Genomic DNA, 19,512 nt, shown 5'->3' on the forward strand with positions numbered 1-19,512 from the left:
GTTACAGCACCCGCAGCACGATGCCCCGGCCTGGCACCGTGCCAACCTCGCCGGGCATCGAGACGTAGGGCACGGTTTCCTCGATCAGCGCCACGCGCTCCGCCATACCGGCAATCGCCGCCGCGAACCCGTCCCACAGCGTGTCCTTCACCGTCAGCACCAGCACCCCGCCGGGGCGGCAGATGCGCAAAAGTTCCGCCAGCGCCTCGGCCCCGACATGGCCGGTGGTGAAGACGCCGGTCGAGACCACCCCGGCAAACTGCCCGTCGGCAAAGGGTAGCGCCCCGCCCAGCGCCAGACGGTGCAGCGCGGTGTAACAGCCCTTGCGCGCCGCCACTGCCAGCATCCCTTCGGAAATATCCAGCCCCTCGACCTCCGGATAGCCCATGATTCCCAGCCAGTCGCCGATCAGCCCGGTGCCGACCCCGGCATCGAGCAGCGGCGCCGCCCCGCGCGGCAGATGGCGCGCCAGCAGTCCAAGGCAGATCGACGGATGCCGATACCCCGCAGCCGCCATCTCGGCGTCATAGGTTTCGGCCCAGAAGTCATAGATCTGCGCGATCTCCTCCGGGGACCGCGCGTCGTAGACCGCCCCCAGCGGGCCGTCATGTTTTTCCTGTTCCATTGCCGTCTTCCCTGCCACCTTGCGTCATGCAGCAGGATAGCCAGCGCGCGGAAATTATGGAACCATCTTCCCGGCAGGCCAGACAGAACGGAAATGCGATGCCCGACAGCCCAGAAATCCGCGCCCTGCGCGCCAGCCTTCCGGCGCTTGCGGGCTACAATGGGCCGGTGGAACGGCTGGGCGGGCTGACCAACCGGGTTTACCGGCTGGGCGATGTCTGCCTCCGCCTGCCCGGCCCCGGCACCGAAGCCTACATCGACCGCGTGGCGGAGGCCGCCACCGCCCGCGCCGCCGCCGCAGCGGGAGTGGCCCCCGAGGTGCTGCACGTCGACCCCGCCAGCGGCCTGATGGTCACCCGCTTCCTTGCCGGGGTCACCACCATGACGCCCGAAGGTTTCCGCACCCGCCCCGGTGCCCCCGCAAGGGCCGGCGCCGCCTTCCGCCACCTGCACCAATCGGGTGCCGCGTTCCCGGCGCGGTTCGACCTGTTCGCGATGATCGACGATTATCTGCGCCTGCTGGTGCCGCGCGACGTCGCCCTGCCGCCCGGCTATCACGACGTGGTGGCCGAGGCCGAAGCGGTGCGCCGCGCCCTTGCCGCCCGCCCGGTGCCGCTGGTGCCCAGCCACTGCGACCCGCTGTGCGAAAACCTGCTCGATACCGGCGACCGGATGTGGCTGGTCGACTGGGAATACTCCGGCATGAACGACCCGATGTGGGATCTGGGCGATCTGTCGGTGGAGGCCGGTTTCGATGCCGCGCAGGATGCCGAACTGCTGGCCGCCTATTTCGACGGCCCGGCCAGTGCCGCCGACCATGGCCGCATGGTGATCTACAAGGCGATGTGCGACCTGTTGTGGACGCTGTGGGGCCTGATCCAGCTGGCCGACGCCAACCCGGCCGAGGATTTCCGCGCCTACGCCGACGCCCGCTTTGCCCGCTGCAAAGCGCTGATGGCCAGCCCCGGTTTCGCGCCGCATCTGGCCGCGATCACCGCCTGAGAACAGGCGCGCCCAACCGGGACGCGCCCGCAGGCTTATTGGCCGACGGTCTTGATCCGCCCCTCGACCTTCGAGGTCACCGTGCCGGCCTTCTCGATGTAGTTCATCACGTCATTGGCCATCAGGTTGCCGTTGCCCGCGTTGATCTTCACGTTGCCGCCGCCCAGCGCCGAAAACCCGTCACCACCCGCGAGGATGAAGTCGTTGGTCGCCACCGTATAGACCTTGTCCGCCTCCAAGTCGGCATCCCCCACCATGACCGAGGCCACCCGCGACCCGGCCGGCGCCGTCGGGTCATAGACCACCGTCATCCCCGAGACATGCGGGAAGCGCCCCGCCCCCTTTTCCACCTGGCTGAAGCCGTTCTCCAGCGCCGCCAGAATCTGCGACCCCGGCAGTTCGGTCAATACCGTGACATTGCCGAACGGCAGTTCCGTCAGCACATCGCGCCGCGTCAGCTTCGTTCCGGCATCATAGGTCCGGTCGGCCCGGATGCCGCCGCCGTTGGTCAGACCGATATCCGCCCCTACCGCATCACGGATCGCATCTGCAATCAGGTTGCCCATCGCCGATTCCTCGGCCCGCACCACGTTGCGCCGCGAATCGAGCGCGCCTTCGGTGCTGCCGATCTCGACATTCAGGCTTTCGTCGAGCTTGGTCTGGAATGCCTCCACCATCGCCTGCGATTCGGGGTGCGGCGTGACCGCGGCGGTGTCGATGAAACGGAACATCGGCGTCCACGAAATCGTGCGCTTGCCGTCGCTTTCACCGATCTCCACCGTCAGGTCCAGCGGCGCGAGGTAGCGCCCGTCGATCGAGGTTTCGACATAGGCGGTGATGCCGTCATAGGCGGTGCCATAGGAATGGTCGTCGCCCGACAGGATCACGTCGAACGCCTTGCTGGCGATCAACGCACGGTCGTTCGCCATGTCGGTCTGCACCACCCCGATCACCAGGTCGGCGCCATCCTCGCGCGCCGCCTTCGCGGCCTCGACCGCGGTATCGACCGTCGGCAGGAATATCAGGTCGCCAGAGCTTGCCACCTCGGGCGTGGTGTCCTGCGCCACCGGAATCAGCGCGACCTTCAGGCCCCCGACCTCCTTCACCATCACCCCGCCCAGCCCCGCCACGGGTGACCCGTCGGCATTGGTGATGTTGATCGCGGCCCAGGGGTAGTTCGAGACCGCCATCTTCTCGAAGAAGTTCTCCGGCCCGAAATCGAATTCGTGGTTGCCCGGAACCGCGATGTCGAACGGCACCAGATTGGTCAGGTCGATGGTGTTCTGCCCCTTGTCGAACCCCGACAGGATCGAGGGCGACAGCATGTCGCCGTCAAAGGCATAGATCGTGTTCGGGTTGGCGGCCCGTTCCGCCAGCGCCACCGCGTTCAGCCGGGCAAACCCGCCCCGCTCGCCGTCGCCCTCGAAGTTGTAGATGTCGCCGACCCCCAGAATCGTCAGCTTGACCGTTTCGGCAGCCCCCGGCGCGGCGCCCAGCGCCATCAGGCTGCACGCGCCCAGCAATGGCGCAAGAAACCGGCGTGCAAGTGTCTTCATCTGAAATCTCCCACCAGGATTGATCCTGTCACACTGCGGTCAGGGCGCCCGCCTGTCAAAGACTTCCCTGCCACGCAGCACCCGCCCCTCCCCCGAATGAAACCCGCGTGACCCGACCCCGCAGCCGGCCATTGACCACCTGCCCGCATCGGTGCATGAGGGTGCCCATGCTGATCTTCAAGATTTTCCGCCGCCCCGAATGGGATGCCTTCCGCGCTGCGGGCTCGACATCGGGCGCAGCCGTCGACCGCGCCGACGGCTATATCCACATCTCCACCTCCGCCCAGGTGGCCGAAACGGCGGCAAGGCACTTCGCAACCGAAAGCGACCTCGTGCTGGTCGCGCTCCGCGCCGATGCGCTGGGCCCGGCGCTGAAATGGGAAGCCTCGCGCGGCGGGGCGCTGTTCCCGCACCTCTACCGCGACCTGACGCTGGCCGATGTGGTGTGGGACAAGTCGCTGCCGCTTGGCGCCACCGGCCACATCTTCCCCGAGGGCCTGTGGTGAGCCTTTACGAACGCACAGCCCTGAGCCTGCTGCACCGCCTCGATCCCGAACGTGCCCACGGCCTGTCGCTGGCCGCGCTGCGCGCCGGCCTCTTGCCGCTGCCCGGCCCGGTCACCTCGCCCCGCCTCGCCTGCGATCTGGCCGGAATGGCGCTGCCCAACCCGGTCGGCCTTGCGGCGGGCTACGACAAGAACGCCTGCGCGCTCGACCCGCTGATGCGGGCGGGCTTCGGCTTTCTCGAGGTCGGCGCCGCCACCCCGCGCGCCCAGCCCGGCAACCCGCGCCCGCGCCTGTTCCGCCTGACCGAAGACCGCGCCGCGATCAACCGCTTCGGCTTCAACAACGAAGGCGCGGCCCAGATTGCTGCCCGCCTGGCGCTGCGGCCCAGGGGGGGGGTGCCGGTCGGCCTCAACCTCGGCGCCAACAAGGACAGTGCCGACCGCGCCGCCGATTTCGCCGCCGTGCTGGCCGCCTGCGGCCCGCATGTCGATTTCGCCACGGTCAATGTCTCATCCCCCAACACCGAAAAGCTGCGCGACCTGCAGGGCCGCGCGGCGCTGGCGCAACTGCTGCACGGAGTGATGACGGTGCGCGCCACCCTGCCGCGCCCGATCCCGGTCTTCCTCAAGATCGCGCCAGACCTGACCGACGCCGATCTGGCCGACATCGCCGAGATTGCCATGACCACGGGCCTTGCGGGCATCATCGCCACCAACACCACGCTGAACCGCGACGGCCTGCACGGCCCCCACCGCGCCGAGTCGGGCGGCCTGTCCGGCGCGCCGCTGTTCGAACGGTCCACCCGCGTGCTTGCCCGCCTGTCGCAACTGACCGACGGCCGCCTGCCGCTGATCGGCGTCGGCGGCATCTCCACCGCCGAACAGGCCTGGCAGAAAATCCGCGCCGGCGCCTCGGCCGTGCAGATCTACACCGCGATGGTCTACGAGGGCGTCTCGCTCGCCGCCCGCATCGCCCGCGGGCTTGACGACATCCTCGCCCGCTACGGCTACGCCGCCATCAGCGACGCCACCGGCACCGGCCGCGGCGACTGGCTCTGATCACGTTCTTCTGTTCTCAAATATCCCACGGGGGCGCGGGGGTGTGAAACCCCCGCCCTTTCCACAATCGCGCCCTTCAGAACGCCTTGAACGTCATCGTCGTCAGCGTTCGCACGATGCCGGGAATGTCGAACAGCTTGCCCGACAGGTAATGCCCGACATCCTCGCCCTCGGGGATGTAGATCTTGGCGATCAGGTCGAAGTCGCCGCTGGTGGAATAAAGCTCGCTCACCACCTCGCGGTCATAGATCGCGTTGGCGACCTCGTAGGTCTTGCCGGGGGTGCAGCGGAACTGGACAAAAACGCAAACCATCGGGGTCTCCCATGTTGTGCCGCACTCTAGCGCCGCCCGGCCAGCCGGGTAAAGAGGGCGTCACTCGTCGGCCAGCGTCTCGCGCAGTTTCAGGGTCGGGGCGACGCGCGGCAGGTCATCGACCCCCAGCACCGCCTGCGGCCGCCCCAGCCGGTTGCGCACCACCCACATCAGCCGCCGCTCGGCCCTTGTGATGGCCACATAGGCCAGCCGCTTCCACAGCGCCACCCCCGCCTCCATCCGCCCCGCCTGCGAGGCGGCCCAGAGGTCGGGCGCAAAGACCTGCACGGTCTCCCACTGGCTGCCCTGCGCCTTGTGGATCGTCACCGCCGCGCCATGCAGGAAGGTCGCCCCCATCCGCGCGGCCGAGGGGATGAAGGGCTCGGCCTCGTCCGGCAGTTCGATCTTGATGATCGAGGCGGCCGACACCTGCGGGTCTTCCGCCCCCACCACATGCAGGCGCGCAAAGCCGTCGCGGTTGCCGGGGCCGAGGTAGATCACCTGCGCCCCCTTGATCAGCCCCCGCGCCTCGAGGTCGATCCGCTTCTTGCGGTGCTTCAGTGGCAGCTCGATCCCGTCGCAGATCAGCGGTTCCCCCGCCAGCAGCGCATCGACGGGCGCGCCGTGCGCCGCGCGGAACGCGGTGATCAGCCGGATGCGCGTCGCATTGCGCCAGACCAGCACCGGGCTGCGCGCCATCAGGTCGCTGTCCACCCGCTGCGCGATCTCGACCCGCGGGTCACGGCGTGCGGCATCCTCAACCATGCGCTCGAAGGTCTCGAAGCCCAGGTCGGGGTCGGCCAGCGCATGGGCCAGGTCCAGGATCGGGTTGCCCTCGGTCTGGCGGTGGATGCGGCTCAGCATCAGCTTGCGCTCGGTTCCCAGCCTGTCGAACACCATCTCGCCCGATTGTCCCACCGGGGCCAGCTGCGCCGGGTCGCCGAACAGCACCAGCATCGGAAAGATCGCGCGCAGGTCGTCGAACTGGCGTTCGTCCAGCATCGAGGATTCATCCACAAGCCCGATGTCCAGCGGTTCTTCGCGCCGCTTCCAGCCCTTGATGAAATCCGACCCGCGCAGACCCGCCGCCGCCAGCGCCCCCGGAATCGACGCCACCGTGTCGTAGAACGCCTTCGCCCGGTCCAGTGCCAGTTCGGTCAGCCCCTCGACCTCTGGCCGCGGCCCGTTGCCCGCCAGCCATTCCGCGATGCGCTCATACTGCGGGTCGTACAGCGGGGTATAGAGGATGCGGTGGATCGTGGTCGCGGGCACGCCGCGCAGCCGCAGCACCGATGCCGCCTTGTTGGTTGGCGCCAGCACCGCCAGCGTGCGGCGGTCCTTGCGCTTCCTGCCCTCGTAATCGCCCGAGACCACATCGACACCCGCCGCCGACAGCGCCTTGTAAAGCCGCGACAAGAGCATGGTCTTGCCCGACCCGGCCTTGCCCACCACCGCCAGCACCGAGGTCTTGCCCTCGGTCGGCGGGATCAGCGTGCCCTCGTGCAGATCGACGCCCATGCCGCGAAGCTGGTCGGACAGACGGTCCCAGGCCTCGGCCTGATCGTCGGAAAAGGAAAGCGCGGTGGACTGCATGGCGCGACCATAAAGGACCGCGCCGCCAGAGGCGAGAGCCCGCGTGCGGCTGCCGCGCGACGATCCCGCACGCGGCCAGCCGCGCTAGTGCGCCCGACCCGAAGGCGGCACCCCGCCATTGCCGTTGCCGCCGCCATCGGCGGGCCCCGCCCCGGCAATCTCGGCCCGCGCCACCTGCAATGCGACCTCGACCTGCGCCGCCAGCGCGGGCAGGCCGTTCTTGTGTGCATAGGCCCGCAGGTCGGTCAGCACGTCGAAAACCCAGTCATGGCGCATTGCGTCTCCGAACGGAAACCTGGTTACCGTGGCGTTCACCATATCACCCGACCCGCGGCAGGCATTACCCGCTATCTCGGCAACACACTGTCCCTGCAAACGCGACAAAGCCGCGAACAACAAAAAACCGCCGCAGCGATGCACGCTGCGGCGGTCCGGTCAGATCCGGCAAGAGTGGATCAACGGTTGCGGCTGGCTTCCAGCGTATCCTCGAAGGTGCGCAGGCCCGGGCAGGCCGCCTGCACCAGCACCGCCATGTTGCCCGGCTTGTGCTCGTTGCGCCGCATCTTCATGTGCGCCGCCGGAATCTCGGCCCAGGGCAGAACCTCGGACAGACAGGGGTCGAGCCGCCGCTCCAGCATCAGCTTGTTCGCCGCCGAAGCCTGTTTCAGGTTGGCAAAGTGGCTGCCCTGCACGCGCTTCTGATGCATCCACAGGTAACGCGCGTCGAACGTCAGGTTGAAGCCGGTCGTGCCGGCGCAGATCACCACCATCCCGCCGCGCTTCACCACGAAGACCGAAACCGGAAAGGTCGCCTCGCCCGGATGCTCGAACACCATGTCGACGTTGTTGCCCTTGCCGGTGATCGCCCAGATCGCCGCGCCGAACTTGCGCGCCTCCTTGAACCACGCCGCATACTCGGGCGTGTTGACCGTCGGCATCTGGCCCCAGCAGTTGAAATCCTTGCGGTTGATGACGCCCTTGGCGCCAAGGCCCATGACGAACTCGCGCTTGTCCTCCTCGCTGATCACCCCGATCGCATTGGCCCCCGCCGCGTTGATCAGCTGGATCGCGTAAGACCCCAGCCCGCCCGAGGCGCCCCAGACCAGCACGTTGTCGCCGGGTTTCAGCACATGCGGCCGGTGGCCGAACAGCATCCGGTAGGCGGTGGCCAGCGTCAGGGTGTAGCAGGCCGCTTCCTCCCACGTCAGGTGCTTCGGGCGGGCCATCAGCTGCTGCGCCTGCACCCGGGTGAACTGCGCGAAAGACCCGTCGGGAGTCTCGTAGCCCCAGATGCGCTGGCTGGGCGAGAACATCGGGTCGCCGCCGTTGCATTCCTCGTCATCGCCGTCGTCCTGGTTGCAATGCACCACGACCTCGTCACCGACCTTCCAGCGCTTCACCTTGTCGCCAACGGCCCAGACGATGCCCGCCGCATCGGAACCGGCAATGTGATAGGGCTGCTTGTGGCTGTCGAACGGCGAGATCGGGATGCCCAGCGCCGCCCAGACGCCGTTGTAGTTGACCCCCGCCGCCATCACCAGCACCAGCACCTCGTGGCTGTCGATGCTCGGGGTATCGACCACCTCGACCAGCATCGCCGTATCGGGTTCGCCATGCCGTTCCCTGCGGATCGACCAGGCATGCATCTGCTTGGGCACGAACCCGAGCGGCGGCATTTCACCGACCTCGTAAAGATCCTTTTGCGGCGCGTCGTAGGCGACAATGTCCTGATGGGTGTCAAGTGCCATGGGGCCCTCCTGTTGAATGGATGCCGCGACGCAGAATCGCCGCGGGTTCTGGCTGGAATTAAGCAGAGTTCAGCAACTTTGCAATAGATGGGCGGCCCATTTTGTAATTTTATGTCCGCTGCGGCGCAGAAATTTCCAGCCTTTGCTGCACCCCCGCAGCGTGGAACGCCAGGAGCGCCTGCTGCCCCGCCACCGCCGTCAGGCCGAAGGGGCCGTCGGCCACGATCCCCCGCGCCTCCAGCACCCGCAGCCCCTCGGCCAGCGCGCCGTCGCCCGGCGGCAGCTTCAGCACCGCGCCGCAGGCCACCAGCCGCGCAATCTGCGCCCGGAGCACGCCCGGAAGGTCGGCGCGCAGCACCGGCCCGTCCGCCAGCGCCGCCGCCACCAGCGGCACCGGCAGGATCGGCACGCTGGCGGCGACCCCCGCCATCAGCACGGCCCCCAGCGCCTCGGTATCCTCCCCGCCCGCCAGCCAGTCGCGCAGCGACAACGGCGCGCCGAACGCCACCGCAGCCGTGCCGAACCTCGGAAAGGTCCGGCGCAGCTTGCCCCACAGCACCCGCGCGACAAAGGCCGCGATCACCCCCGGCCGCGCGCGAAAGCGCCGCACGCCGCTTTGCCCGGCCTCGACCAGCAGCCGGTCCTCCAGCACGCGGTCATAGGCAATCGCCACCGGCACGAACACCACGTCGCGCGCCGCCGCGTCGAACCCCTGCACGATGTAGCTCAGCAGCCCCATCTTCGCAGGCCCCACCCGGCCATCAAGGCTCAGCCCGCCCTCGGGAAAGATCGCCTGGGTGGTGCCGTCCGCCGCCGTCATCTGCACATAGCGCGCCAGCACCCGGCGATAGAGCGCGTTGCGGCTGCCGCGCCGGATGAAATAGGCCCCCGTCGCCCGGATGACCCGGCTCAGCGGCCAGACCCGCGCCCATTCCCCCACCGCGTAAGACAGCGCCGAGCGGTCGGCCACCAGCCATGTCACCAGCAGGTAATCCATGTTGCTGCGGTGGTTCATCACGAAGACCACCGTCGCATGGCGGTCTATCGCCGCCAGCGCCGAATCGATCCGGCCGATCCGCACCCGGTAAAGCGCCCGGCTCAGCCGCCGCGCCGCCCGTGTGGCAAAGCCGAAATAGACCAGCGCCGAAAACCCCGGCACGATCTCGCGCGCATAGGTGCGGGCCTCCTGGAACGCCACGCTTTCCGGCACGCCGGTGGCATGGGCATGATCGACCACCGCCGCCATCACCTTCGGGTCATGCAGCAGCCGCACGATCATGTCCTGCCTGCGCAACAGGCGGAACGGCTGGATCGGGCGCTCCAGCCGGGTGTTCAGCCGCGTCACCAGCCGTTCCAGCCGCCGCCGCAGGAACCAGCGCAGCGACGGCCCGACGATCCGGTCCAGCGCCGCAATCGCGGCGAGAACCAGCACAAGCGCCAGAAGCCAGAAGGGGATTTCCACGGTGCCGGTCATGGTGCGACCCTAGGGCAGCGGTGCGCGCGCGTAAATCCTGCCATGCCGCAACGCAGCGAATTGACATCGGCATAAAGTGTCGCCTATCTGTTCTCCCAAGAAAGATTATTACCAAACCCGAGTCTGGAGCCCGCCATGCCCGAACCCCGCCCCGAGGCCGCGCCCGAGGTCAAGAAAGACGCGCCCTGGCTGTTCCGCACCTATGCCGGCCATTCCACGGCGGCGGCGTCGAATGCGCTTTACCGGGGCAACCTCGCCAAGGGACAGACCGGGCTTTCGGTGGCGTTCGACCTGCCGACCCAGACGGGGTATGACAGCGACCACGAACTGTCGCGGGGCGAGGTCGGCAAGGTCGGCGTGCCGGTGTCGCATCTGGGCGACATGCGTGCGCTGTTCGCGGACATCCCGCTCGACCGGATGAACACCTCGATGACGATCAACGCCACGGCGCCGTGGCTGCTGGCGCTTTACATCGCGGTGGCCGAGGAACAGGGCGCCGACGTGGCCGCCCTGCAGGGCACCGTGCAGAACGACATCATCAAGGAATACCTGTCGCGCGGCACCTACATCGCGCCGCCCAAGCCCAGCCTGCGGATGATCACCGACATCGCGGCCTACACGCAGAAGCACCTGCCGAAATGGAACCCGATGAACGTGTGTTCCTATCACCTGCAGGAAGCGGGGGCCACGCCCGAGCAGGAACTCGCCTTCGCGCTGGCCACCGCCTGCGCCGTGCTGGATGACCTGAAAGGCAAGGTCTCACCGGCAGAGTTTCCCAACATGGTCGGCAGGATCTCGTTCTTCGTGAACGCCGGCATCCGCTTCGTGACCGAGATGTGCAAGATGCGCGCCTTCGTCGACCTGTGGGACGAGATCTGCCGCGACCGCTACGGCATCACCGAGGCCAAATACCGCCGCTTCCGCTACGGCGTGCAGGTCAACAGCCTGGGCCTGACCGAGCAGCAGCCGGAAAACAACGTTTACCGCATTCTGATCGAGATGCTGGCGGTGACGCTGTCGAAGAACGCCCGCGCCCGCGCCGTGCAGCTTCCCGCCTGGAACGAGGCGCTGGGGCTGCCGCGCCCCTGGGATCAGCAATGGTCGCTGCGTATGCAGCAGATCCTGGCCTATGAATCCGACCTGCTGGAATACGACGACCTGTTCGACGGCAATCCGGCGGTGGACCGCAAGGTGGCGGCGCTGAAAGAGGGCGCGCGGGCGGAACTGGCGCAGATCGACGCGATGGGGGGTGCTGTGGCCGCCATCGAATACATGAAGGGCCGCCTGGTCGAGGCCAATGCCGAACGTATCGGGCGGATCGAGGCGGGCCAGACCACCGTGGTCGGCGTCAACCGCTGGACCGAGGCCGAACCCTCGCCGCTGACCGCGGGCGACGGGTCGATCATGCAGGCCGACCCCGAAGCCGAGGCCGACCAGATCGGGCGGCTGCAGGCCTGGCGCCAGACCCGCGACGCCGCGGCCGTCGAGGCCGCGCTCGCCGCGCTGCGCAGGGACGCGCAGAGCGGCGCCAACATCATGCCCGCCTCGATTGCCGCCGCGAAAGCCGGGGCGACCACCGGCGAATGGGGGGCGATGGTGCGCACCGCCTTCGGCGAATACCGCGCCCCCACCGGCGTGTCGCGCAACCCGTCGAACCGCACCGAAGGGCTGGAGCCGATCCGCGAGGCGGTGCAGGCGGTTTCGGCAAGACTCGGCCGCCCGCTGAAATTCCTCGTGGGCAAGCCGGGGCTCGACGGCCATTCCAACGGCGCCGAACAGATCGCCGCCCGCGCCCGCGACTGCGGCATGGACATCCACTATGAAGGCATCCGCCTGACCCCGGCCGAAATCGTCAACGCCGCGGTGGATCAGGAGGCGCATGTCATCGGCCTGTCGATCCTGTCCGGCTCGCACCTGCCGCTGGTGGCCGAGGTGGTGGACCTGATGCGCAAGGCGGGGCTGGACGGCGTGCCGCTGGTGGTGGGCGGCATCATCCCCGAGGAGGACGCCGCCACCCTGCGCGCCATGGGCGTCGCCGCGGTCTACACGCCGAAGGATTTCGAGCTGAACCGGATCATGATGGATGTCGTGGGTCTGGTGGACCGCAGCCCGGTCGCGGCGGAGTAAGGGGGGCAGACGCCCCCTGACCCCGGCCTGCCCGGCAAGACCTGCCGGGCAGCACGCCCTCAGGCGTGGATCGCCCCGTCGCCACAGGCCAGCGCCGCCTCGCGCACCGCTTCGGAACAGGTCGGGTGCGCGTGGCAGGTCAGAGCCAGATCCTGCGCCGAGGCGCCGAACTCCATCGCCACGCAGACCTCGTGGATCAGATCGCCCGCCATCGGGCCGATGATGTGGCAGCCCAGAATCCGGTCGGTGGCCTTGTCGGCCAGGATCTTCACGAAGCCGTCGCCCTGGAACACCGCCTTGGCGCGGGCGTTGCCCATGAAGCTGAACTTGCCGACCTTGTAGGCGCGCCCCTCTGCTTTCAGCTGCTCCTCGGTCTGGCCGACCGAGGCGACCTCGGGCGTGGTGTAGATCACGCCGGGGATCACGCCGTAGTTCACATGGCCCGCCTTGCCCGCCAGAATCTCGGCCATCGCCATGCCTTCGTCTTCGGCCTTGTGGGCCAGCATCGGGCCGGTGATGGCATCGCCGATGGCGTAGAGCCCCTTGACCGTGGTCTGGAAATGCGCGTCGGTCTTGACCTGCCCGCGCGGCAGCATCTCGACCCCCAGCGCCTCCAGCCCCAGGCCCGCGACGTAGGGCTTGCGCCCGGTGGCGACCAGCACGCAGTCGGCCTGAAGCGTGGCCTCGGCTTCGGTCTTGCGCAGCTGGTAGCTGACCGTCGCAACGCCCGCCTCAACCGTGACGCCCTTCACCGCAGCGCCGAGGACGAACTTCAGCCCCTGTTTCGTCAGGGTCTTCTGCAGCGCCTTGGCAGTCTCGACATCCATGCCGGGGGTGATGGCGTCGAGATATTCGACCACCGTCACCTGCGTGCCCAGCCGGGCATAGACCGAGCCCATCTCCAGCCCGATCACCCCGGCCCCGATCACCACCATCACCTTCGGGACCGCCGCCAGCGTCAGCGCGCCGGTCGAGGTGACCACCGTCGCCTCGTCCACCGTGACACCGGCCAGACTGGCCGCCTCGGACCCGGTGGCGATGACGATCGACTTCGCGGTGTGAACCTCGTCCCCGACCTTGACCTGCCCGGCGGCGGGAATGCTGCCCCAGCCCTTCAGCCAGGTGATCTTGTTCTTCTTGAACAGGAATTCGATGCCCTTGGTATTGCCCGCCACCACATCGTCCTTGTAGGCCAGCATCCGGCCCCAGTCGACCGCGGGCGCGCCGCCCATCAGGCCCATCTTCTCGAAGTTCTCGTGCACCTCGTGCAGCTGGTGGGTGGCGTGCAGCAGGGCCTTGGACGGGATGCAGCCGACGTTCAGGCAGGTGCCGCCCAGCGTGTCGCGGCCTTCGACACAGGCCACCTTCAGCCCCAGTTGGGCGCAGCGGATGGCGCATACATAGCCGCCGGGGCCGCCGCCGATCACGATCACATCGAAGTTTGCCATGTCAGTCTCCTTGGCTGCCGGAGCACCGGGGGGCTGCCTGCCCCCCGGACCCCCCGGGGATATTTTCAAACAGAAGAAGGATCATCGTCAGATCAGGGCGGCGAGGATCATGATCAGGGTGGCAAGGAAGCCCGCGCCCCAGATCACCGACCGCCAGGGCGTCAGGCCCATGGCATAGGCCGGGATGTAGGCGGCGCGGGCGGCAAGGTAGACCCAGGCGCAGACCTGCGTGACGCCCGAGGACTGGCCCGACAGCGTGACCACCACCACCGCGAGGGTGAACAGGATCAGCCCTTCGAAATGGTTGTTCATTGCGCGCTGCAGGCGCAACGACAGGGTAGACAGGCTGCGTTCGGGCGGTGCGTCGCGGGGGCCTGCGGTGTAGCGCGTGCCAAGCTCCATGTTGGCGGGCACGGCGAAAAGCAGGAATTGCACGGCTTGCAGCAGGCCCGACAGGGCGAGGGCGGTCAGTTCGGGGGTCATGCGGGGGCCCTTTGCGGTTTGGTCCAGGCGTGGAGCGTGGCGGGGGTGAGGATCTGGGCCTTGCGGGCGTGGAAGGCAGCCTGACAGGCGGCCTCGGCCGCGGCAAGGACCGGCAGGCCGCGCAGGGTGGCCATGAGGGCCTGCGTCGCGGGCCAGTGGCGCAGGATGCTGGTATCGCGGGCCTCGTTGCGGTTGGCGATTCGGTGCCAGCGGCCGTTCAGGTGATACTTGTCGGAGGTCTTGCCCTGGCCGTCGCCGCGGTCGTTCTTCATCAGGAAGGTGTCGGCCGAGCGGATCGCATAGTGGTTGACGCAGGCCCCGCCGCGCATGGCCCGGTCAAGCGGGCGGTATTTCGAGCGGGGCGGGCCGAACAGCACCGCGTTGTCCAGCGCCACGCCCGCCGCATTGACGACGCGCGGGTCGGGGATGCGCGGCGCGGTGGGCATGTGGTCGGAGGCGTGGGCGAAGGCGCGAAAGCGGAACATCGACTTGAACTTCACCGTGTCGGGGTCGGGGGCGGCCTCGCAGGCGGTGAAGGCGGGCAGCGTGTTGCCCGGCCAGTCGGTCAGCCCGTTGTCACCGAAGGCGCGCCACGGCAGGGCGATCACATCCGACTGCCCGGTGCGGGCCAGCAGGTCGGCCAGATGGCCCGCGCCAGGAGCGATGTTGAGAAACTCGTCGCTGTCGAGATGGCAAAGCCATTCGGCATCGCTGCCCGCCAGATGCGCCATGGCAAGCGCCATGCCCGCATCCTGCGGCGCGGTGCCGGGGGGGACGGGGTTGCGCAGATGCGTCACCACGCCCGCCGCCGCCAGCGCGTTGAGCAGAGCGTCGGACCCGTCGGTGCAATCGTTGGAACAGACCACGATGCGGTCGAAGCCGATCACGCGGTGATAGGCCACCCATTCCACCAGGAACGGGCCTTCGTTGCGCATACAGGCGACCAGCGCGGTTTGCGGGCAGGAAAGGGCGGCGGCTGTCATCGGACGGACCCGGCAGGAAGGGGGACATGCCCGGCAGCGGCGCCGCGCATGTCCGGAGGAATCACAGATCCATCAGCAGGCGGCGCGGGTCTTCCAGCGCCTCTTTCACCCGCACGAGGAAGGTCACGGCACCCTTGCCGTCAACCACGCGGTGATCGTAGCTCAGCGCGAGATACATCATCGGGCGGATCACGATCTGGCCGCCGACCACCATCGGGCGGTCCTGGATCTTGTGCATCCCCAGAATGCCCGATTGCGGCGGGTTCAGGATCGGCGAGGACATCAGCGAGCCGTAGACCCCGCCGTTCGAGATGGTGAAGCTGCCACCCTGCATCTCGGCCATCGAAAGCTTGCCGTCGCGGGCGCGCAGGCCCAGTTCGGCGATCTTCTTCTCGATGGCGGCAAAGCTCATCTGGTCGGCGTCGCGCACCACCGGAACCACAAGGCCCGACGGCGTGCCGACCGCGACCCCCATGTGGACGTAGTTCTTGTAGACCACGTCGGTGCCGTCGATCTCGGCGTTGACCTCGGGAACCTCTTTCAGGGCGTGGCAGCAGGCCTTCACGAAGAACGACATGAAGCCCAGCTTGGTGCCGTGCTTCTTCTCGAACAGATCCTTGAACTCGGTGCGCAGGCCCATGATGTCGGACATGTCGACCTCGTTGTAGGTCGTCAGCATCGCGGCGGTGTTCTGCGCGTCCTTCAGGCGGCGGGCGATGGTCTGGCGCAGGCGGGTCATCTTGACCCGCTCCTCGCGCGCCGCGTCGTCGGCGGGCACGGCGGGGCGCAGTAGCGCCGGGGCCGGGGCCGATGCCGGGACGGCGGCAGCCGCCGCCGCGACGGCGCGCGCCACGTCATCCTTCATGACCCGGCCATCGCGGCCGGACCCCTGCACCGCATCGCGGGCAAGACCGGCCTCGGCCATTGCCTTTTTCGCCGCGGGGGCATCCTCGACATCCTTCGCAGAGGGGGCGCCAGACGGGGCAGCAGTCGGGGAAGCAATCGGGGCGCCAGCAGCGGCGACGGGGGCCGGTGCCGGGGCGGCGGCGGCGGCAACCACGGCCGCACCGTCGGTCGAGATTCGCGCCAGACGGGCGGCGGCGGCAACCGTGGTGCCTTCCGGCGCGAGGATCTCGGCCAGAACGCCCGACGCGGGGCTGGGCACCTCGACCGAGACCTTGTCGGTTTCAAGCTCGCACAGCATCTCGTCCTGGGCCACCGCGTCACCGGGTTTCTTGAACCAGGTCGCAACCGTGGCCTCGGACACGCTTTCGCCCAAAGTCGGCACCATCACGTCAATCATCTTGCCCTCTCCTGCGCCAGCCTCGGCCGATACGCCTTTCAACTTCTGCTCCGGCACGGCATCCGCCGCACCAATCTGTGCCAGCAGGGCGGCGACGCCCACGGTCGCCCCCTCGGGGGCCACGATCTCTGCCAGCCGTCCGGCGACGGGGCTGTGAACCTCGACCGTCACCTTGTCGGTTTCCAGCTCGCACAGCATCTCGTCCACCGCGACCGCATCGCCCGGCTTCTTGAACCAGGTTGCGACCGTGGCTTCCGTGACGCTTTCGCCAAGCGTGGGAACCCTGACTTCCGTTGCCATGCCTCAGACCCCGACCGTCAGGGCATCGTTGACAAGGGCTTCCTGTTCCGCCTTGTGGCGGCTGGCCAGACCCGTGGCGGGCGATGCCGAGGCCGCGCGCCCGACGTAATGCGGGCGGGGATGGCTGGCGCCGATCCGGGTCAGCACCCATTCGAGGTTCGGCTCGACGAATGTCCAGGCCCCCATGTTCTTCGGCTCTTCCTGACACCAGACAACGTCCGCCGCCTTGAACCGTTCCAGTTCCTTCACCAGCGACAGCGCCGGGAAGGGATAGAACTGCTCCAGCCGCAGCAGATACACGTCATCCAGCCCGCGCTTGTCACGCTCGGCCAGAAGGTCGAAATAGACCTTGCCCGAACAGATCACCACCCGCCGGATCTCGGCATCGGGCTTCAGTTCGGTGTCGGACTGGCCCTTCTGCGCATCGTCCCACAGCACCCGGTGGAAGCTCGATCCGGTCACGAAGTCTTCCGCGGTCGAAACGCACATCGGATGGCGCAGCAGCGATTTCGGCGTCATCAGGATCAGCGGCTTGCGGAAGTTGCGGTGGATCTGGCGGCGCAGGATGTGGAAGTAGTTTGCCGGGGTGGAACAGTTGGCGACGATCCAGTTGTCATTGGCCGACATCTGCAGGAAACGCTCCAGCCGCGCCGACGAATGTTCCGGCCCCTGCCCCTCGTAGCCGTGCGGCAGCAGGCACACGAGGCCCGACATCCGCAACCACTTGGCTTCGCCCGAGTTGATGAACTGGTCGAACATGATCTGCGCGCCGTTGGCGAAATCGCCGAACTGCGCCTCCCACATCACCAGAGCGTTGGGCTCGGCAAGGCTGTAGCCGTATTCGAACCCCAGCACCGCATATTCCGACAGCATGGAGTCGATGACCTCATAGCGCGCCTGCCCGGCGCGGATGTGGTTCAGCGGGTAGTGCCGTTCCTCGGTGGCCTGGTTGATGAAGGCCGAATGGCGCTGGCTGAAGGTGCCGCGCGTGCAGTCCTGCCCCGACAGGCGCACCGGGTAGCCCTCGACCACCAGCGACCCGAAGGCCAGCGCCTCGGCCGTGGCCCAGTCGAAGCCCGTGCCGGTTTCAAGCATCTTCGCCTTGGCCTCAAGCTGGCGGCCGACCGTCTTGTGCAGGTCGAAGCCGTCGGGCACCCGCGACAGCGCGGCGCCCACCTCGGCCAGCGTCTCGGGCTTGATCGCCGTCCGGCCGGGGTGGTATTCGTCGCGGTCGCGCACCATTCCCGACCAGCGGCCATCCAGCCAGTCGGCCTTGTTGGGCTTGTAATCCTTGCCCGCCTCGAATTCCTCGTTCAGCCGAGCCTGGAAGGCGGCCTTCATGTCCTCGATCTCGCCTTCGGGGATCAGCCCGTCCTGCACCAGCCGCTCGGTGTAAAGCTGGAGCGTGGTCTTGTGCTTCTTGATGCGGTTGTACATCGCCGGGTTGGTGAACATCGGCTCGTCGCCTTCGTTGTGACCGAAGCGGCGGTAGCAGAAGATGTCGATCACCACATCCTTGTGGAAGGTCTGGCGGAACTCGGTCGCCACCTTGGCGGCATGGACCACGGCCTCGGGGTCGTCACCGTTGACGTGGAAGATCGGCGCTTCCACCATCAGCGCGATGTCGGTCGGATAGGGGCTCGACCGGCTGAACGACGGCGCGGTGGTGAAGCCGATCTGGTTGTTGACGACGATGTGGATCGTCCCGCCGGTGCGGTGGCCCACCAGCCCCGACAGGCCGAAGCATTCCGCCACGACGCCCTGCCCGGCAAAGGCCGCGTCGCCGTGCAGCAGCACCGGCAGCACGGTGTGGCGCGTCTTGTCGCCCGCCTGTTCCTGCTTGGCGCGCACCTTGCCCAGCACCACCGGGTTCACCGCTACAAGGTGGCTGGGGTTGGCGGTCAGCGACAGGTGGACGATGTTGCCGTCGAACACCCGGTCGCTCGACGCGCCGAGGTGATACTTCACGTCGCCCGACCCGTCCACGTCCTCGGGCTTGTAGCTGCCGCCCTGAAACTCGTTGAATATCGCGCGGTAGGGTTTCTGCATCACGTTGGCCAGCACCGACAGCCGGCCGCGGTGCGGCATCCCGAACACCACCTCGGTGACGCCCATGCCGCCGCCGCGCTTGATGATCTGTTCCATCGCCGGGATCAGGCTTTCGCCGCCATCCAGACCGAACCGCTTGGTGCCCATGTATTTCACATGCAGGAACTTCTCGAAGCCCTCGGCCTCGACCATCTTGTTCAGGATCGCCTTGCGCCCCTCGCGGGTGAAGTGGATCTCCTTGCCGTAGCCCTCGATGCGTTCCTTCAGCCAGGCCGCCTGCTCGGGGTTGGAAATGTGCATGTATTGCAGCGCGAAGGTGCCGCAATAGGTGCGCTTCACCATCTCGACGATCTGGCGCATGCTGGCGTGCAGCAGGCCCAGCACGTTGTCGATGAAGATCGGGCGGTCCATGTCGGCTTCGGTGAAGCCGTAGGATTTCGGGTCAAGCTCGGGGTGGTTCGAAACGTCGTGCATCCCCAGCGGGTCAAGGTCGGCGGCCAGATGGCCCCTGATCCGGTAGGCGCGGATCAGCATGATGGCGCGGATGCTGTCAAGCACGGCGCGCTTGATCTGGTCCTCGCTCAGCGACACGCCGACTTCGGCGGCCTTGGCCACGATCCTGGCGCCCGCCGCCTTGCTTTCCTTTGCCGCCGCCGGCCATTCGCCGGTCAGCGCCGAGGTCAGTTCATCGACCGGCAGCGGCGGCCAGTCCTTGCGCGCCCAGCTTGGCCCCTGCGCCTGCCGCTTGGCATCGACCTCGTTGTCGCCCAGCGCGCGGAAGAACGCGGCCCAGCCCGCATCGACCGACGCCGGATCGGCGGCATAGCGCGCCTGCAACTGGTCGATGTAGTCGGCATTGGCGCCATCCATGAAGCCGGAGGCGTGGAACTGGTCGTTGGGAGATTGCTCGGTCATCGCTGCACCTGATCGGTTGAAGACCCGCGC

Annotated in this window: 16 protein-coding genes; 4 read left to right on the forward strand and 12 right to left on the reverse strand. The window is 67.8% G+C overall.

Features of this window, described 5'->3' with window-relative positions; translation table 11 throughout:
- Window position 1 precedes the first annotated feature (1 nt).
- The gene (locus RNZ50_02770; GenBank protein MDT8853968.1) at window positions 2-625 is read right to left on the reverse strand and encodes a class I SAM-dependent methyltransferase; all 624 of its coding nucleotides are present in this window, start codon (window positions 623-625) and stop codon (window positions 2-4) included.
- A gap of 98 nt (window positions 626-723) precedes the next feature.
- On the opposite strand from RNZ50_02770, the gene RNZ50_02775 reads away from it, so the two are divergent.
- A complete protein-coding gene (locus tag RNZ50_02775) occupies window positions 724-1,626 on the forward strand; it encodes a phosphotransferase family protein (GenBank protein MDT8853969.1) in 903 nt (300 codons plus the stop codon).
- Between the two features lie 35 nt (window positions 1,627-1,661).
- Here the strand turns inward: RNZ50_02775 and RNZ50_02780 are convergent, their stop codons facing one another.
- Entirely contained in the window at window positions 1,662-3,182 is a 1,521-nt protein-coding gene (locus RNZ50_02780) for a 5'-nucleotidase C-terminal domain-containing protein (GenBank protein ID MDT8853970.1), read from the reverse strand.
- 167 nt (window positions 3,183-3,349) lie between these two features.
- Here RNZ50_02780 and RNZ50_02785 point away from each other — a divergent pair, with 167 nt between their 5' ends.
- Both RNZ50_02785 and RNZ50_02790 read left to right on the forward strand, forming a co-directional pair.
- Complete coding sequence (locus RNZ50_02785; GenBank protein ID MDT8853971.1) at window positions 3,350-3,688, forward strand: DUF952 domain-containing protein; 339 nt, start codon at window positions 3,350-3,352, stop codon at window positions 3,686-3,688.
- A complete protein-coding gene (locus RNZ50_02790; GenBank protein ID MDT8853972.1) occupies window positions 3,685-4,746 on the forward strand; it encodes a quinone-dependent dihydroorotate dehydrogenase in 1,062 nt (353 codons plus the stop codon). Before RNZ50_02785 ends, RNZ50_02790 begins: the two co-directional genes overlap by 4 nt.
- A 76-nt stretch (window positions 4,747-4,822) precedes the next feature.
- Here RNZ50_02790 and RNZ50_02795 read toward each other — a convergent pair whose 3' ends face one another.
- From RNZ50_02795 to RNZ50_02815, 5 genes are all read right to left on the reverse strand, one after another.
- A complete protein-coding gene (locus RNZ50_02795; protein ID MDT8853973.1) occupies window positions 4,823-5,059 on the reverse strand; it encodes an Lrp/AsnC ligand binding domain-containing protein in 237 nt (78 codons plus the stop codon).
- 60 nt (window positions 5,060-5,119) lie between these two features.
- Window positions 5,120-6,652, reverse strand: a complete 1,533-nt coding sequence (locus RNZ50_02800) for an AAA family ATPase (GenBank protein ID MDT8853974.1) — start codon at window positions 6,650-6,652, stop codon at window positions 5,120-5,122.
- 84 nt (window positions 6,653-6,736) lie between these two features.
- Window positions 6,737-6,928 carry a hypothetical protein gene (locus RNZ50_02805; GenBank protein MDT8853975.1) on the reverse strand — a complete coding sequence of 64 codons (192 nt, stop codon included), beginning with the start codon at window positions 6,926-6,928 and terminating at the stop codon, window positions 6,737-6,739.
- A gap of 179 nt (window positions 6,929-7,107) precedes the next feature.
- Window positions 7,108-8,400, reverse strand: a complete 1,293-nt coding sequence (gene ccrA, locus RNZ50_02810) for a crotonyl-CoA carboxylase/reductase (protein MDT8853976.1) — start codon at window positions 8,398-8,400, stop codon at window positions 7,108-7,110.
- 109 nt (window positions 8,401-8,509) lie between these two features.
- Window positions 8,510-9,874 (reverse strand): 1-acyl-sn-glycerol-3-phosphate acyltransferase, encoded by a 1,365-nt coding sequence (locus tag RNZ50_02815; protein ID MDT8853977.1) that lies wholly within the window; start codon window positions 9,872-9,874, stop codon window positions 8,510-8,512.
- A 135-nt stretch (window positions 9,875-10,009) separates the two neighbouring features.
- Between RNZ50_02815 and RNZ50_02820 the strand changes: the two genes are divergently transcribed.
- A complete protein-coding gene (locus RNZ50_02820; protein MDT8853978.1) occupies window positions 10,010-12,001 on the forward strand; it encodes a protein meaA in 1,992 nt (663 codons plus the stop codon).
- A gap of 59 nt (window positions 12,002-12,060) precedes the next feature.
- Here the strand turns inward: RNZ50_02820 and lpdA are convergent, their stop codons facing one another.
- The 5 genes from lpdA to RNZ50_02845 all read right to left on the reverse strand — a co-directional run bounded on the left by lpdA (window position 12,061) and on the right by RNZ50_02845 (window position 19,482).
- Window positions 12,061-13,449, reverse strand: a complete 1,389-nt coding sequence (lpdA, locus tag RNZ50_02825) for a dihydrolipoyl dehydrogenase (GenBank protein ID MDT8853979.1) — start codon at window positions 13,447-13,449, stop codon at window positions 12,061-12,063.
- A gap of 87 nt (window positions 13,450-13,536) precedes the next feature.
- Window positions 13,537-13,932, reverse strand: a complete 396-nt coding sequence (locus tag RNZ50_02830; GenBank protein MDT8853980.1) for an MAPEG family protein — start codon at window positions 13,930-13,932, stop codon at window positions 13,537-13,539.
- Window positions 13,929-14,915 carry a glycosyltransferase family 2 protein gene (locus RNZ50_02835; GenBank protein ID MDT8853981.1) on the reverse strand — a complete coding sequence of 329 codons (987 nt, stop codon included), beginning with the start codon at window positions 14,913-14,915 and terminating at the stop codon, window positions 13,929-13,931. Before RNZ50_02835 ends, RNZ50_02830 begins: the two co-directional genes overlap by 4 nt.
- Window positions 14,916-14,976: 61 nt before the next feature.
- The gene (gene odhB, locus RNZ50_02840) at window positions 14,977-16,518 is read right to left on the reverse strand and encodes a 2-oxoglutarate dehydrogenase complex dihydrolipoyllysine-residue succinyltransferase (GenBank protein MDT8853982.1); all 1,542 of its coding nucleotides are present in this window, start codon (window positions 16,516-16,518) and stop codon (window positions 14,977-14,979) included.
- 3 nt (window positions 16,519-16,521) lie between these two features.
- The gene (locus tag RNZ50_02845; protein MDT8853983.1) at window positions 16,522-19,482 is read right to left on the reverse strand and encodes a 2-oxoglutarate dehydrogenase E1 component; all 2,961 of its coding nucleotides are present in this window, start codon (window positions 19,480-19,482) and stop codon (window positions 16,522-16,524) included.
- Window positions 19,483-19,512 lie beyond the last annotated feature (30 nt).

It is taken from the genome of Paracoccaceae bacterium Fryx2, assembly GCA_032334235.1.
Lineage (GTDB): Bacteria > Pseudomonadota > Alphaproteobacteria > Rhodobacterales > Rhodobacteraceae > JAVSGI01.

Excerpts from the sequence above, each read along its gene's own strand:
- RNZ50_02770 (MDT8853968.1), bottom strand. The coding sequence starts at position 625 with ATGGAACAGGAAAAACATGACGGCCCGCTGGGGGCGGTCTACGACGCG.
- RNZ50_02775 (MDT8853969.1), top strand. The coding sequence starts at position 724 with ATGCCCGACAGCCCAGAAATCCGCGCCCTGCGCGCCAGCCTTCCGGCG.
- RNZ50_02780 (MDT8853970.1), bottom strand. The coding sequence starts at position 3,182 with ATGAAGACACTTGCACGCCGGTTTCTTGCGCCATTGCTGGGCGCGTGC.
- RNZ50_02785 (MDT8853971.1), top strand. The coding sequence starts at position 3,350 with ATGCTGATCTTCAAGATTTTCCGCCGCCCCGAATGGGATGCCTTCCGC.
- RNZ50_02795 (MDT8853973.1), bottom strand. The coding sequence starts at position 5,059 with ATGGTTTGCGTTTTTGTCCAGTTCCGCTGCACCCCCGGCAAGACCTAC.
- RNZ50_02800 (MDT8853974.1), bottom strand. The coding sequence starts at position 6,652 with ATGCAGTCCACCGCGCTTTCCTTTTCCGACGATCAGGCCGAGGCCTGG.
- RNZ50_02805 (MDT8853975.1), bottom strand. The coding sequence starts at position 6,928 with ATGCGCCATGACTGGGTTTTCGACGTGCTGACCGACCTGCGGGCCTAT.
- ccrA (MDT8853976.1), bottom strand. The coding sequence starts at position 8,400 with ATGGCACTTGACACCCATCAGGACATTGTCGCCTACGACGCGCCGCAA.
- RNZ50_02815 (MDT8853977.1), bottom strand. The coding sequence starts at position 9,874 with ATGACCGGCACCGTGGAAATCCCCTTCTGGCTTCTGGCGCTTGTGCTG.
- RNZ50_02820 (MDT8853978.1), top strand. The coding sequence starts at position 10,010 with ATGCCCGAACCCCGCCCCGAGGCCGCGCCCGAGGTCAAGAAAGACGCG.
- lpdA (MDT8853979.1), bottom strand. The coding sequence starts at position 13,449 with ATGGCAAACTTCGATGTGATCGTGATCGGCGGCGGCCCCGGCGGCTAT.
- RNZ50_02830 (MDT8853980.1), bottom strand. The coding sequence starts at position 13,932 with ATGACCCCCGAACTGACCGCCCTCGCCCTGTCGGGCCTGCTGCAAGCC.
- RNZ50_02835 (MDT8853981.1), bottom strand. The coding sequence starts at position 14,915 with ATGACAGCCGCCGCCCTTTCCTGCCCGCAAACCGCGCTGGTCGCCTGT.
- odhB (MDT8853982.1), bottom strand. The coding sequence starts at position 16,518 with ATGGCAACGGAAGTCAGGGTTCCCACGCTTGGCGAAAGCGTCACGGAA.
- RNZ50_02845 (MDT8853983.1), bottom strand. The coding sequence starts at position 19,482 with ATGACCGAGCAATCTCCCAACGACCAGTTCCACGCCTCCGGCTTCATG.